The sequence below is a fragment of the Paenibacillus terreus genome (genome assembly GCF_042138595.1).
Lineage (GTDB): Bacteria > Bacillota > Bacilli > Paenibacillales > Paenibacillaceae > Paenibacillus > Paenibacillus terreus.
Genome location: NZ_JBHIRX010000002.1, coordinates 465,867 through 480,906, shown reverse-complemented (window position 1 = coordinate 480,906; position 15,040 = coordinate 465,867). Strand labels below are relative to the sequence as shown.

11 protein-coding genes and 1 pseudogene are annotated in these 15,040 nt (G+C 51.4%); 8 read left to right on the top strand and 4 right to left on the bottom strand.

Annotation, left to right across the window (positions count from 1 at the left end; genetic code table 11):
• Positions 1-128 precede the first annotated feature (128 nt).
• Positions 129-557, top strand: a complete 429-nt coding sequence (locus tag ACE5KN_RS06395; RefSeq protein WP_375524526.1) for a VOC family protein — start codon at positions 129-131, stop codon at positions 555-557.
• A gap of 86 nt (positions 558-643) precedes the next feature.
• Here the strand turns inward: ACE5KN_RS06395 and ACE5KN_RS06390 are convergent, their stop codons facing one another.
• The 3 genes from ACE5KN_RS06390 to recQ all read right to left on the bottom strand — a co-directional run bounded on the left by ACE5KN_RS06390 (position 644) and on the right by recQ (position 5,141).
• On the bottom strand, positions 644-1,264 hold the full coding sequence (locus ACE5KN_RS06390; RefSeq protein WP_375524525.1) for a nitroreductase family protein: 621 nt from the start codon (positions 1,262-1,264) through the stop codon (positions 644-646).
• Positions 1,265-1,456: 192 nt separating this feature from the next.
• Positions 1,457-3,253, bottom strand: coding sequence for a B12-binding domain-containing radical SAM protein (locus ACE5KN_RS06385; protein WP_375524524.1), 1,797 nt, complete (start codon positions 3,251-3,253; stop codon positions 1,457-1,459).
• Positions 3,254-3,278: 25 nt separating this feature from the next.
• On the bottom strand, positions 3,279-5,141 hold the full coding sequence (recQ, locus tag ACE5KN_RS06380; RefSeq protein WP_375524523.1) for a DNA helicase RecQ: 1,863 nt from the start codon (positions 5,139-5,141) through the stop codon (positions 3,279-3,281).
• A 569-nt stretch (positions 5,142-5,710) separates the two neighbouring features.
• On the opposite strand from recQ, the pseudogene ACE5KN_RS06375 reads away from it, so the two are divergent.
• The 7 genes and pseudogenes from ACE5KN_RS06375 to ACE5KN_RS06345 form a co-directional block, all read left to right on the top strand.
• Positions 5,711-7,603 (top strand): annotated as a pseudogene (locus ACE5KN_RS06375) (DUF4183 domain-containing protein); the annotation flags it as partial.
• Between the two features lie 112 nt (positions 7,604-7,715).
• The gene (locus ACE5KN_RS06370; RefSeq protein WP_375524522.1) at positions 7,716-8,000 is read left to right on the top strand and encodes a DUF4183 domain-containing protein; all 285 of its coding nucleotides are present in this window, start codon (positions 7,716-7,718) and stop codon (positions 7,998-8,000) included.
• Positions 8,001-8,223: 223 nt separating this feature from the next.
• A complete protein-coding gene (locus ACE5KN_RS06365) occupies positions 8,224-8,799 on the top strand; it encodes a hypothetical protein (RefSeq protein ID WP_375524521.1) in 576 nt (191 codons plus the stop codon).
• Between the two features lie 256 nt (positions 8,800-9,055).
• On the top strand, positions 9,056-10,609 hold the full coding sequence (gene rlmD, locus ACE5KN_RS06360) for a 23S rRNA (uracil(1939)-C(5))-methyltransferase RlmD (protein WP_375524520.1): 1,554 nt from the start codon (positions 9,056-9,058) through the stop codon (positions 10,607-10,609).
• A gap of 132 nt (positions 10,610-10,741) precedes the next feature.
• Positions 10,742-11,710, top strand: a complete 969-nt coding sequence (locus ACE5KN_RS06355; protein WP_375524519.1) for a tRNA dihydrouridine synthase — start codon at positions 10,742-10,744, stop codon at positions 11,708-11,710.
• Positions 11,711-11,762: 52 nt separating this feature from the next.
• Complete coding sequence (locus ACE5KN_RS06350) at positions 11,763-12,332, top strand: SF0329 family protein (RefSeq protein WP_375524518.1); 570 nt, start codon at positions 11,763-11,765, stop codon at positions 12,330-12,332.
• A 24-nt stretch (positions 12,333-12,356) separates the two neighbouring features.
• Positions 12,357-13,163, top strand: coding sequence for a class I SAM-dependent methyltransferase (locus ACE5KN_RS06345; protein ID WP_375524517.1), 807 nt, complete (start codon positions 12,357-12,359; stop codon positions 13,161-13,163).
• A gap of 326 nt (positions 13,164-13,489) precedes the next feature.
• On the opposite strand, the gene levB is transcribed toward ACE5KN_RS06345, so the two are convergent.
• Positions 13,490-15,040, bottom strand: a complete 1,551-nt coding sequence (gene levB, locus ACE5KN_RS06340; protein WP_375524516.1) for a 2,6-beta-fructan 6-levanbiohydrolase — start codon at positions 15,038-15,040, stop codon at positions 13,490-13,492.

Below are 15,040 nucleotides of genomic sequence, written 5' to 3'. Positions count from 1 at the left end.
TAGAGCAGCAAATTAAAATCACCTGAAAACTTGCCCGAATGACCCAGGGACAAGCCTGTAATACCTTTGGTAAAATACGCTAAGAACAGCTTTGAGTTAAAACACCTATGCAGAGGAGATGGATTACCATGACATTAGGACTGACACCTTACTTATTTATGGACGGAAACGCCAAAGAGGCGATCAACTTTTACGAGCAGGCGCTTGGCGCTCGCGTCCAATTTGTGCAAAGCTTTGGAGAAATGCCGGAAAACCCGGATTTTCCGCTCCCTGAAGCTGCGAAAGACCGGGTTTCCCATGCGCTGCTGAAGATCGGTGAGTCAGACCTCATGCTGTCGGATTCTTTTCCCGGACATTCTCCCCAGGTTGGAAATCAGGTCACAATCTGCATTCAGTCGAGTGACAAAGAACGTTCCCATACCATCTTTGAAGCGCTGCAGCAGGGAGGGAGGGTACAAATGCCCTTGCAGGAAACCTTCTTCAGCCCGGCTTACGGTACGGTGACGGATAAATTCGGAGTAACGTTTCACATCTTTACAGAGGACGCACAGCCTTAACAGCCTGCTTCGCCTCCACCTGAGCCCTGCTGCTTTTTCAAGCGCAGGGTTCCAGGTGAACAAAGCCAGACGGATCTAAAGTGATTTCAAATATGTGTTACAAATTCATTAACCGGCTTCCGGTAACCACGCGGTTTCCGGCTCTCCACTTTCTCTTTCCCGATCGTAATCATCAATACAACCTCGTGTTGGTCGTCAATGTTGAGGACCTCTTTCACCGCTTCAGGATCAAAGCCGATCATCGGACAGGTATCCCAGCCCTTATCCTTGGCCGCCATCATGAACAGCATCGCCGACAGCGAGGCATTGCGGATCGCTTCATCCCTTTGAAATTGTTCTCCTCTCGATTCATAGGTAGCAACAGTATCGTTGACCATATGATCGTACTCCTGCTGATTGACCACGCCCAACAGCTTAAGTCCTTCATAAATTTCAGCTGCCTGAAGATATGCCTTCTTATCACCCAGGACCACAATAACCGCAGAAGAACTGCCCACTTTATACTGCCCATATGCCGCTTTCTTAAGTTTTTCTTTATGGACCGGGTCGGTGACCGCAATATAATTTGTATGCTGCAGATTAAAAGCCGATGGTCCGAGCTTCACCAACTCAAAAATGTCATTCAGTTCCTCCTTAGTGATCGGGTGCTCCGGAAGAAAGTTGCTTGCAGAACGTCTTTCTTTTACCACTTGTACAAAATCAGCCATTTATTTCTCCTCCATCTCGGTTATGTATTATTTGATCATTGCGAATACTTTGGGTTAATTATCTTTAAATTAAGAAATTTTATTATGATGTAATATTAGTCCTTTTTTATTTTGGCGTCAAGCTTTTATTTCAAAAAATCCCCCCGGCCTTTAAGAATATTAACCGGAGGGATCCAAGTCTATTATACTTTTTTAAATTGCAGCAGCCTCTGTACCCAACGGCATCGTATAGTACCACGGCTTCTGATCTTCGTTCTGCTGATATACCACGATCAGAAGCGTACGGCCTTCGGCCGTCAAAGTGCTGCCGCCGCCCAGGATATGCTCAAGCCGGAACGGCAGCACGTCAACCACGGCGAACTTCTGCAGCTCCTTCTCACCCATTGCCAACTCGGCAAATGCAGGTGGTGTGAATCGATCTCCTAGAGCCGCTTTAACGTCGTCCGGACGCTTGGCGGCCAGCTTGACGTACTCGCTGCGGTCGTCTTTATCGAGCGAGATGTCCCACCAGATTTTACGCGGCTTATATTTGTGATTCAGGAAGTAGTCCAGCTTCATCAGGCCAAGGACGACATCCATTCTCTTCGTATCGCGCTGCTTCAGGAAGGCGTAAAGCCGGGTAAACAAATCCTCAAGCTGATGCCCGATCTTCTGCCAGCCCTGCTCCTCCCAGTAGTCCCCGAACTCCTGGAAGAAATCAAAGGCCGAAGGAAATTCCCGCTCAATCAGGTAATGCAGCGTATGATCCATCCGATGGGCGTTCCAGTATTTCTCCAGCACATCCTCCAGTCGCTTCAAGCGTACAATATCTGCAAAAGACAGCACATCATTGCTCAGCATTTCATACGGCGCGACATCCATATAAACATAGTTATACTTCTCGGCATCCAGGCGCAGCCCGGTGCCGCGCAGCATTTTAAGGAAGCCAAGCTGCAGTTCCTCCGGACCTAGTGCGAAGACATCGTTGAAGGTTTTGCGGAACGTATTGTAATCCTCCAGCGGCAGGCCGGCGATCAGGTCCAGATGCTGGTCGATTTTGCCGCTCTCCTTGACCTTGGTTACCGTGCGGGTCAGCTTGGCAAAGTTTTGCCGGCGTTTTACCAGCTCGTTCGTCGGATCGTTCGTAGACTGCACACCGATTTCAAAGCGGAAAATGCCCGGCGGCGCATGCTCAGCCAGATAGTCCAGCACCTCAGGGCGCATAATGTCCGCCGTAATCTCAAACTGGAATACACAGCCCCGGTGATTCTCGATCAGGAACTTGAACATCTCAAGGGCATAGTCCCGCTTGATATTAAACGTGCGGTCAACAAATTTAATCAGCTTGGCCCCGTTGTCGATCAGATACAGCAGGTCGGATTTGGTCCGCTCGATATCGAAGTATCGCACCCCAACCTCAATACTGGACAGGCAGAACTGACAGCTGAACGGACAGCCGCGGCTCGTCTCGAAGTAGACAACCCTTTTCCCTAGCTCGGCAATATCCTCCGGGAACCGGTGCGGGCTCGGCAGCTCGTTCAGATTGGCCTTCGGCCGCCCCGGCATGAGGATGATCTCCTCACCCTTGCGGTAAGCCAAACCGTACACGAAGTGATACTTGCCCGCTCCCTCAATTTCCTGCAGAAGCTGGTGGAATGACTCCTCCCCCTCGCCCATGACGATAAAATCGACGTTCTGCAGCCGGTTCATCCAATGTTCCGTATCATAGGAGACCTCCGGCCCGCCGAGAACGATTTTCACCTCAGGCATCACCTTCTTCAGGACATCAATAACCTTGATTGTCTCTTCGATATTCCAGATGTAGCAGGAAAAGCCGATCACATCCGCTCCCCGCCGGTACAGGTCGGAGACAATATTCATCACCGGGTCTTTAATGGTATATTCGGCCAGCTCAATATCAAAATCTCGCTCGCTGTACGCCTTCAGGCAGCGGATCGCGAGCGATGTATGAATGTATTTGGCGTTTAAAGTAGACAGAATGACTTTCATGGGTCACGACCTTTGCGTGGATTGATTAAAACTCATCGTCATACAGCGGAGCGGATTCGTCCGCCTGGTTCAGGAAGAAATCCAGGAACGGCTTGCCGTATTTCCGGAATTTCACTTCCCCGACCCCTTTGATGCGCAGCATATCCGCTTCGCTCCGCGGATTAGCCACGCTCATTTCTCGGAGAGTGGCATCGTTGAAAATAATATACGAAGGCACATGCTCCTTGGCCGCCAGATCGCGGCGGATGAGGCGCAACTGCTCGAATACCGTCTCATTCACAGCGGACGGGTAAGCATCCCTGCTGCGCCGGCTGCCCGAACCGCCGGAGACGGCGGTCGCATGACGCACGACACGCTGCATGACCTGGCGCTGCCCCTTCAACACCTCTGCCGCCAGCTGCTGCAGCCGCACGACCGGATACTGTCCTTCGCTGAGGGACAGATATCCTTCCGAGATCAGCACGTTGATGATCTCAACGATTTCCTTTTCCGTACGGTTGCCCATGACGCCATACGTCGGCAGGCTGTCGAAGCCGTACTGCAGCACCTTTTTATTGCGTGAACCCTTCAGCACCGCCGCTACCATGGTCGCGCCAAACCGCTCCCGCATGCGGTGGATGCAGGAGAAGATTTTCTGCGCATCCACTGTCATATCCACAAGCTCGCGTTCATCGGTGCAGGAGCTGCAGATCCCGCATGGCGTGTCATCATGCGCTTCGCCGAAATAATCCAGCTGCGCGCTGCGCAGGCAGCGGGTTGTATAACAATAATCGACCATCTGCTGCAGCTTGCGGTAGTCGTTGCGCTTGCGTTCCTCGTCCTGTGGATTCTGCTCGATCAGAAATTTCTGGGTCACAATATCCTGCGGTCCAAACAGCAGAATGCACTGGCTTGGCTCGCCGTCGCGCCCGGCCCGTCCGGCTTCCTGGACATAGGCTTCCATATTTTTCGGCATATTATAATGCAGCACGTACCGTACGTTCGATTTATCAATGCCCATACCAAATGCGTTCGTCGCTACGACAACCTGAATATCATCGTACAGAAAAGCCTCCTGGCTTTCCGCCCGTTCTTCGTCACTCATTCCCGCATGATAACGACCTGCCGCAATCCCCGCATCACGCAGACGCTGATACAGATCATCGACATCCTTGCGTGTTGCCGCATAAATGATGCCTGCTTCTCCGGCATGCTCACGGACATAGCTCATGATATAAGCCCTCTTGTCCTCTCCCCGCAGCACATGAAACGCCAGATTATCCCGCCCAAGACCAGTGACAAACGTCTGCGGCTCGCGCAAACGCAGCAAACGCACGATATCATCCATAACCTGCGGTGTCGCCGTGGCCGTGAAAGCCGCCAGAATCGGCCGCTGCGGTAAACCGTCCACAAACGGAGCTACTGCCAGATAGCTTGTCCGGAAATCATGCCCCCACTGCGACACACAGTGCGCTTCATCCACTGCCACACAGGAGATTGGCAGCTGGGCCATCTCCTCGCGGAACCAGTCCAGCTCCAGACGCTCCGGCGCGACATAAAGCAGCTTCAGGTCTCCGCGCTGCGCTCTCCGGATGCGGTCATTCACTTCCCTGCCGCTTAAGGTGCTGTTAATAAAAGCAGCCTGAATTCCCATGGCGGTCAGCGCATCGACCTGGTCCTTCATCAGCGAAATCAGCGGAGATATGACCAGGGTAAGGCCGTCATATATCAGTGCCGGAATTTGATAGCAGATGGATTTTCCCCCACCCGTCGGCATGATGCCGAGCGTATCGCTGCCCTCCAGCAGACTGCCTACAATTTTCTTTTGCCCTTCCCGGAAATCGGGATAACCGTAAAACTTGATCAAAAGCTCGCGCGCCTGTTCCAGGCCCGGTGCCTGTACGTTCATTGTTCAAAACCCCTTATAATACTGCGTTAATAACGCTTCTGAGCCCTTTTTTCAGATGTTAAAACACTTCTGCGTTCGAACAGCCAATACATAATATTGTCCCATCAAAATGCGATCATTTCAATAGGAAACGGAGCTCGGAAACCGACCGTATTCTGCCTGTATCTTTAAGTTTAGCGGGGTTCGAAAAAATGGGCAACCGCATCGTGCAAGCCTTTCTGCGATGTTCGATATTCTTGTCAAAGCCTATATTAGGCGCCGCAGGTAGTCAAATGACATAGTATACATTATTTAATTCAGCGGATGACTGGGGGTGAACACAAGTTTTCATGAGAAAAAAGGGCAAAAAATCGAAGTTCAGCAAACAGAGCCTTCGGAAACATTTCAGTAGAAGGCAGATTGCTGGAGCGAAATGCTCTCCTAGACGGGGAAAAGGGAAACATCGCAGATATTATAGATCCCCACAAAAATTATTAAACCAGGAGCAGCACGTTCATCTGGAGGAAACCCGAGACCTGGGTCAGCACTCAAAAACAATTGCCATCCCTGTAACCGTTAAAGTTCCCGCAGGGCAGGAAGGCATGCCCGGGGCGGCTGGGCCGGCAGGAGCGCCCGGACCGATGGGACCGCCTGGACCGATGGGCTTGCCTGGCCCACTCGGAGAACGGGGGCCGGCCGGACCGCGAGGATATCATGGAGCGCAAGGCCCTCACGGCAAACAGGGTCCGACAGGGCCAACGGGGCCAACGGGACCAAAAGGGCCAGCAGGCAGTACTGGCGCTACTGGGGCAACAGGGCCCACGGGCGCTCCTGGTAGCACTGGACCGACAGGTACCACGGGGACGACGGGTGATCCGGGACCGACCGGAGCCACGGGTAGCACGGGAACGACGGGGGATCCAGGTGCTACAGGACCAACCGGACCTACAGGTGGCACCGGCTCTACCGGGCCGACAGGGCTGACGGGCAATACTGGACCGACGGGAGCCACGGGACCAACAGGCAGCACCGGACCGACCGGGGCTACGGGGCCAACGGGCAGCACGGGAACGACCGGGGCTACGGGGCCCACAGGCACCACCGGACCAACCGGAGCCACAGGGTCCACGGGCGACACGGGAACGACCGGGGCTACGGGGCCCACAGGCAGCACCGGACCGACCGGGGCTACGGGGCCCACAGGCAGCACCGGACCGACTGGGGGCACGGGGCCCACAGGCAACACTGGACCGACCGGACCCACGGGGCCAACAGGCGATACTGGACCGACCGGAGCCACGGGGCCCACGGGCAGCACGGGACCGACAGGAGCTACAGGCAGCACGGGCACAACTGGGGCGACAGGGCCAACAGGCGGCACCGGACCAACCGGAGCCACGGGGCCAACAGGCGGCACCGGACCAACTGGAGCCACAGGGCCCACGGGCGGCACCGGACCGACCGGACCCACGGGGCCAACAGGCAGCACGGGCACAACTGGGGCTACAGGGCCAACAGGCAGCACGGGCACAACTGGGGCGACAGGGCCCACAGGCGGCACCGGACCAACCGGAGCCACGGGGCCAACAGGCGGCACCGGACCAACTGGAGCCACAGGGCCAACAGGCAACACCGGACCGACCGGACCCACAGGGCCCACGGGCAGCACGGGACCGACAGGAGCTACAGGCAGCACGGGCACAACTGGGGCGACAGGGCCCACAGGCGGCACCGGACCAACCGGAGCCACGGGGCCAACTGGCGGCACCGGACCGACCGGAGCCACGGGGCCCACAGGTACCACCGGACCCACGGGAGCCACGGGGCCCACAGGTACCACCGGACCCACGGGAGCCACGGGGCCCACAGGCGACACCGGACCGACCGGAGCCACGGGGCCAACTGGCAGCACCGGGCCGACCGGAGCTACAGGGCCCACAGGCGACACTGGACCGACGGGACCCACAGGGCCAACTGGCAGCACCGGACCGACCGGAGCCACAGGGCCGACGGGCGACACCGGACCGACCGGAGCCACGGGAACCACCGGTGACACTGGGCCAACCGGACCGACCGGGGCTACAGGCAGCACGGGAACGACGGGAGCTACTGGGGCGACGGGCGACACCGGACCGACGGGAGCTACTGGACCTACGGGACCGACCGGACCTGCTGTTACCAGTATCAGTATCATCCCTACAGCGTTCAGATACTTCCTCATTCTCCCGAATGACGTTGATTTATCTGTTCCCGTCAATTTTCCCGCAGCCCAGTTCACTGATGATGCAGGTAACCCTGTTGCAGCATTTAACGGACTTGGACCAAACAGCTTCAACAACTTATATATCAACGGCATTTTACAGGAGAGCAGCCTTTATAATGTAACTTCAACCTCGCTAACCTTAAACGACGGGGGCGGAACGCTTTTTGCCGGAACCCCGATCATTTTGGAGACTGTCAGCTTTACAGCCATTGTTTCGTAACAGGTCCGGTTGTCTAGCAAACTCAAAAAATATTCTTTTAACCTCATATTTTCGCCGCTCCTTTCTCTACTTGCCGAACATATTTTGGTATAGAGAAAGGAGGTGAACCGCTATGCCAATAACTCCTCCCTTCCAGGCCTCCAGAAAGTTCCAGTCTACTTTTGGAGCCGGAACCGGAACAGGTGCAACATTCGCCATTGCCGCTACTACCTTTACGAATGACGCCGGAGCCACAGCAACAGCTTTTCCAGGATCTTTTGCTTATTATGTACTCTATATCAATGGTGTCCCTCAAACATCTGACGTTTCAACCATCTCAACAACAACAATCACCATACCTGGCGGTGATGCACTCGACCCAGCCACACCTTTGTTAATTGAATTTGTCGTCACTTAATCTCACGCTCAAGAAAGTGCCGGTTACCTTGTTAAGGTAGCCGGTACTTTTTTTATTATTTGGAATTGCATAGTTTACCGTCTGCCCCTTGTTTGGTGAACACGTTTGAACATGCTATCGGCTTTAAAGTGTTTAGTTTTATCTACAGAAATCTTAACAATTCCGCTCGTGAGACCGATAACTCATAAGGGGCTTTAAAATTGTAAAAAAAGGAGAAATCAAGATGTCCAGCTGGAGAAAAAGGAGTTTTTTGATTAGTTTTGCTTTTGTGCTTCTGTTTATATTTTCAGGATGCGCGGACAAAGAAAAAACTGATCAAGAGAAACTGCAAGAAGCGTTTCAGGATGCGCTTAAGGAAGCTGCCAATAATGCTTCTAATAATGAAGAAACCTCGACTGAAGCAGCAGAACCACCTACTGTAGAGTCTAAGCTAAGTGAGATTAGCAACTCTATAACTACGGATTTTTGGAATGAAGGCTTTGTAGACATCAGCTGGTATATCGCAAGCGGGACCAGCAGCACAGGCGAGAAACTGGATATTGATTTCACAATAGACCGCCTCGGTAAAGCTATGGAGAAAAAAGCAGAATATGATGCTTATATTCAGGGATTGGACGCTAAGTATGATGACATAAAACCAGTATGGTCCAAACTTTCAACTGAGATAGACAGCCTGTATAAGAAAGTCAAGGAAAATCCTCCTGCAGCCATCGACCCGGATTATGATTTTGATACAGGATTGTTCAAGCAGTATAGCGATGCTTTTAGCAAGGATGTAGAAGCACTGAACTCAAATTAAGTGAGTTACATAGCAGATCCAGATAAGTTGTAAACGCAAGTGTTAATTTTCGATGCCTGACACTCATGCCACGCTGCACATAGTATGTGTGACGAGAAACCCGGTCTTTTTCAAGACTCGGGTTTCTTGTTTTTACAGGATGACATTACAATTATTAGGTGATTGCCCACGACAAAGTGCCCTGCCCTGCATGGCATTCCGTTTTCCCACATGGTATAGTGGACACGATACTACAGAGGATGGAGATATTACCGTTATGGGTGAACAGAAACGCCCCCGCAAGGGAGCTCAAACCTATGGACAACCTAAAAAGCAATCCCAGCTTAAAACACATACAGGTAAAAACAATGCCAATACCGGCGCAAAGACGGCCTCGTCCGGCCCTAATCCAAAAGGAGCGTACAAGCAGTCCTTGCAACGTAAGCCCGCAGGTGCTGCCGACGCCGAGGAACTGCGCCCGGACGACCGCATCGTCGTCACGATTAAGCGGCTCGGCATCCACGGGGAAGGTGTCGGATATTACCGCCGCAAGGCTGTTTTTATAGATGGAGCTCTCAAAGGAGAAGTCGTTAAAGCCAAAGTGATTGACGTGCAGCCCAAATTCATTAAGGCAGAACTGACTGACATTGAGAAAAGATCCCCGCACCGCATTGAGGCCCCTTGCCCCGTGTTCGGCGTCTGCGGCGGTTGCCAGATTCAGCATCTGTCTTATGAAGGACAGCTGGAAGCCAAAGCGGATATCGTACGCGAAGCCTTCAGCCGCTATGCCGGACTGGATAATATCAGGATGAAACCTGCGCTGGGCATGGAACATCCGTGGGATTACCGTAACAAAGCACAGCTTCAATTAACCCGCCGTCAGGGCGAGGTCATTGCCGGGCTGTATGAAGCGGAAAGCCATGACATCGTGGACATCAGCGGCTGTCCGATCCAGCATCCGAAGGTTAATGAAGCCGTGGAAAAAGTCAAATCCGTGCTGGAAGAACTGCGGATTCCGCTGTACAAGGACAACGGCTCCCGTGACGGTGTTCGTACCATCGTCGTTCGTCACGGCTTTCAATCCGGGCATCTGCAGGTGACGCTGGTTACAGCTGGAAGCAAGCTGCCGCGCAAGGATGACTTTGTTCGTCTGCTGCGCCTCACGCTGCCAGAAGTGACAGGCATCTCCATGAACGTAAATCCGAAGCGCACATCGCTCATTTTCGGTGATAAAACGATTACGCTCTGGGGCGCGGAAGCCATGCAGGAATCGCTCGGCGATCTGGAATTCGCCCTGTCCCCGCGCGCATTCTTCCAGCTCAATCCGCAGCAGACCGTCAAGCTGTATGAAAGTGTCAAGGCTGCGGCCGCACTTACCGGACGTGAAACCGTTGTGGATGCTTACTGCGGGACAGGCACCATTGGTTTGTGGCTTGCTCCTTACGCCAAGGAAGTTCGCGGCATCGAGGTCATTCCCGAAGCAGTCGAAGATGCGAAACACAATGCGGAGCGCAACAATCGGAGCAATGCAACCTTCTATGTCGGAGAGGCAGAAGAACTGCTCCCCCGCTGGGTGAAATCCGGCTTCTCCCCTGACATCATCGTTGCCGACCCGCCACGCACCGGCCTGGACCGCAAATTTCTGGACACGATCCTGCGCACGAAGCCCGAACGTTTCGTCTATGTATCCTGCAACCCGTCCACTTTGGCCAAGGATTGCAAGGTGCTGCTGGATAGCGGGTATGCGATCGAGTGGGTTCAGCCTCTCGACATGTTTCCGCAGACCAGTCATGTGGAGTCGGTGACATTGTTAGTGCAAAAGAACACCTAATACGGAGATCTATCGTTTGATATATGTTGCTTTTACATGCTATAAGTGAAGAAGTAGTAAGGCATGAACAGATTAGTTTACCATTTTGGGATAAAGAGTTGTTGTCCTGATATTCATAGAGAGGTTTTTGATATGACAGATCATTTTTGGCGTGATTTACCACGTCCTTTTTTTATCCTGGCCCCCATGGAAGATGTGACGGATGTTATTTTTCGCCATGTCGTAATTGAAGCAGCCAGACCGGATGTGTTTTTTACGGAGTTTGCGAATACCGAAAGTTATTGTCACCCGGAGGGGAACCATAGTGTGCGCGGGCGTTTGACTTTTACAGAGGATGAACAGCCTATTGTAGCTCATATCTGGGGAGATAAGCCGGAATACTTTCGTCAAATGAGCATCGGTATGGCGAAAGAAGGGTTTAAAGGCATCGATATAAATATGGGTTGTCCCGTAGCGAATGTAGCAGAGAATGGAAAGGGAAGCGGCCTGATCTGCCGTCCTGAAATTGCAGCGGATATCATCCAGGCCGCAAAAGCCGGGGGACTGCCCGTCAGCGTAAAAACCAGGCTCGGTTTTAGTGCCGTAGACGAATGGCGCGGCTGGTTAACCCATATTTTGAAACAAGACATTGTGAATCTCTCCATCCATCTGCGGACAAGAGAGGAAATGAGCAAAGTAGATGCTCATTGGGAACTGATTCCCGAAATCAAGAAGCTTCGTGATGAGGTGGCGCCAGATACACTGCTGACCATTAACGGGGATATCCCTGACCGTCAGACCGGCTTGCAGCTCGCAGAGCAGTACGGTGTGGATGGTATTATGATTGGGCGTGGTATTTTTCATAATCCATTTGCTTTTGAGAAGGAGCCGAAGGAGCACAGCAGCAGGGAATTGCTTGATTTGCTGCGGCTGCATCTGGATCTCCATGATCAATATTCAGCACTGGAACCCCGTTCGTTCAGACCTCTCTCCCGCTTCTTTAAAATATATGTCCGTGGGTTTCGAGGGGCAAGTGAATTAAGAAATAGCTTAATGAATGCTAAGTCCACTAGTGAAGTACGTGCGCTGCTCGATGAATTTGACAGCAAGGAACTTGACTAGGCTGAGGAATTCGATACCTTATTCAGATGCTAATAGAACTTAGGGGGATTATATGTCCTGGAGCAAATTGAAGCAACAACTGGAGAGCTTTCTCAGCCCCGCGTTAAATGAAAGGGTCGAATACAGCGCACCAGGTTACCGTTATTTACCTGATAAATCAGGTATTTGTTATATTTCGGTAGATAAAAAGAACGTACTCAATATGAGTGATAAAACCAGCTCCATCAGATGGTATCAGACGGAGCTGGAAATCAAGAATGATCCAGATATTCAAATTCCTATCACCAATGACGACATTGAAGCGGTCAAAAAAGATACCAAGGGGACAGTGCCGGAGGATCGTTTAATAGTCATTGCCAGAAGCAGAAAAAGTTCAGGACTTGCAAAAGAGCTTTTGTCAGCACAGGCCTCATTAAGTAAATCAAATTTTATCGTAGTGGCCAATAAGTTTTTATCTACCTCTGTAGAGGAAAGCATAGAGAGCAATGATATCTTGTTGAATATTCTGGCATTGGTGGACCGAAGAGTTGGAAAAAAGCGGATTTTAAACATGTCCGAGAAGATGAAGTTAAAGCATCCAATCGTGCAGTATTTTTATGACCTACGGCGTAGTGCCTTATGAAATATTTAAGGCAGGTGTTATCAGATGGAAAACGTTATTGATTATTATTCCCTTTTTGACGAGTGGGGTAGGTTGGATCGGGAACCGCTAGAGTTTATCACTAACTGGCACTACATTAAAAAATATTTACCCCCCCATGGTAATGTATTTGACAATGGTGCAGGACCCGGGAAATATTCAATGGAGTTAGCGAAGTTAGGATTTAATGTAACTCTTTCTGACTTAACACCTAGACTAGTTGAAATTGCTAAGGAGAAGGCAAGCGAACTGGGCTTAACGGAACACTTCAACGGCTTTCATGTGTTAAATGCTATAAATTTGGACGGATTACCCAATGAGGTGTTTGATGCTACTTTGATGTTAGGACCTCTTTACCACTTACAAAGGGAAGAAGAACGGATAAATGCTGTAAGAGAGTTGTTTCGCGTTACAAAAAAGGATGGCATTATTTTTGTCGCTTTTCAAAGCAGGATGAGAATGACAATAACTTCCTTGCAATTTCCACAGCACTGGAAACCCAATGACACTATGGATTCAATAAAAGAATTCCGCGATACTGGGATTTTTAACCACGTAGATAAGGGACGATTTACAGGAGCTTATTACTTCAACATTAATGATATTAAGCCCTTTATGGAAAGCCAAGGATTTGAAACCGTTGATTTGATTGGTTCTTCTAGTATTGGTGGGTTAATAAGTAATGAACAAAGGCAGTCTTGGGAAGAAAAAGGCGAGTCGCAGAGTCTGATGAACTTACTTATTGAACTCGCTAAGGACCCTTCCGTCTTGGGAATATCGTCTCATTTGTTGTATATCGGCAGAAGGAAATAATCGAACTCCAAATAGACATAGTTTAACATTGAGCAAACACCCATCCTGCGGACCAAAATCCTTGATGATTTCATATAAAACCTCTCTTTTTCGAAAATTTTACACAAAAAAAGCAAGGGATTACAAACCCCTTACTTCGTTTTAGGGTATTAGATTGGAGGTAAAGTTGCAGCGAAGTTATTAATGCCGGAGGCAATGGCTTAACTTATGACTACTTTTTAAATCATCAAGAAAATGCATACAGCCCAGGGGACACCTGTGAGAAAAACCGCAACTGAGCGCTGAGGCCAGTTGCGGTTCTTTGATATGCTTCTCCGGCTATTCGTTTATTTGAAATGTTTGATAACGACGTTTCTAAAGATGGCGGTGCCGCCGTCAGAGTACAGAGTAATTCCCCGGTCCTTCCAATCCGGGAAAATGACATTGGAGAACACCACCGAGCCGTCGTCAACGAAGACCTCAACACTCAGCTTATCCACCAGAATGTTCAGATGGATATTCTTCCTGCCAGGGTCAAACGAGGCCCGGCTTTCCAGCCTTGTTCCGCTTTTGTCCGGATGCCCCGTAAGGGCCCTGCTCACATAAGTGTACCCCCCTTTCACATAAACCCCGACGTCGGCATGCCGGCTCTTCCCGGTTGATTCCCGGAGCCTGAATCCTGCATTCGTGATGTCAGACCAGGAAATATCGGCTTCAATCTGGTAGGAATCACCCTGCACAGGAAGCGTATAAGAGCCCGTTACATCGATACGCTCAAAAACATCCGTCGCAACGACCTTCTGATTCAAGGCATTGATCGGCTTGGACACCAGGCGGTAGGTGTCAACTCCCGATCGTTTAAGTTCAATTCGGCGGACAATCGAATCCATACCGTTGAAGCCTTCCCGCAGCGTCGGTGTGTTATCGGCATAGGCCCAGTTGTTCATCCAGGCCAATGCGAAACGGTGACCGGTTTTATCGCTGCTGCTCCCATCCTCGAATGTAACGCCTCCGTACCAATCGAATCCATGGTCCAGCCATTGCGGCTCGGGATGATCCGGATTAAATTCCCGTCCGTTGAAATTCCCCGTCCAATAAGCATAGGTGCTGGGGTTTCCCGACGCTTGGCCGTTTGCGCTGGCGCCAAGCACCCACTTGCGGGTTCCGTCATCCGCCCGCAGCACGTAAAGCTCGGGACATTCCACAATCCCGTTGTCCCCGGTGTCAAAACCTCCGGTATAATGCCAATTTTTCAGATTGGCGGATTCGTAAAACCCGATCTTCGTCCCCTCCGCTAAAGCCATGATCCATTTATGGGACCGGTCATCCCAAATGACCTTGGGGTCTCTGAAATCCCGGGTTCCGGGGTTCGGCAGGACTGGGACATTACTGTATGATCTAAACGTCTTGCCCCGATTGGTGCTGTACCATAAATACTGTTCCTGTTTGCCCCCGTCTGCGGAGGGCTGCGTTACGATCGCGACCAAGGCCCCTTTGCCGAAGCCGGCCGTCCCCGCCTGATCCACCACAACCGAGCCGGACCAGGGGTCCCCGTTCCGGTTCGTATATTTGGGGATGGCCACCCCCTCATCCGTCCAGTGTACGAGGTCCACCGATGTTGCCTGCCGCCATTCCGTACCGTTCCCTTTCGGGTAATCACGGTTGTAAAGATAATAATAGTGATATTTGCCGTCCAGATAAAGCGGCCGCTGGGGATCGTTTTTCCATTTGTCGGGCGTTGTAAAATGATAAGCCGCCCGATAGTTTGGCGGTGGAGAAGCTTCCCTCGGAAGCTTCTCCACCGTTTTGCTTATGACGGGATATTGGATCGCCAAGGCTAGTACCATCAGACAGCAACCTGCCGCGGACATGATGATTGCCTTTTTTGTTTTATTCAT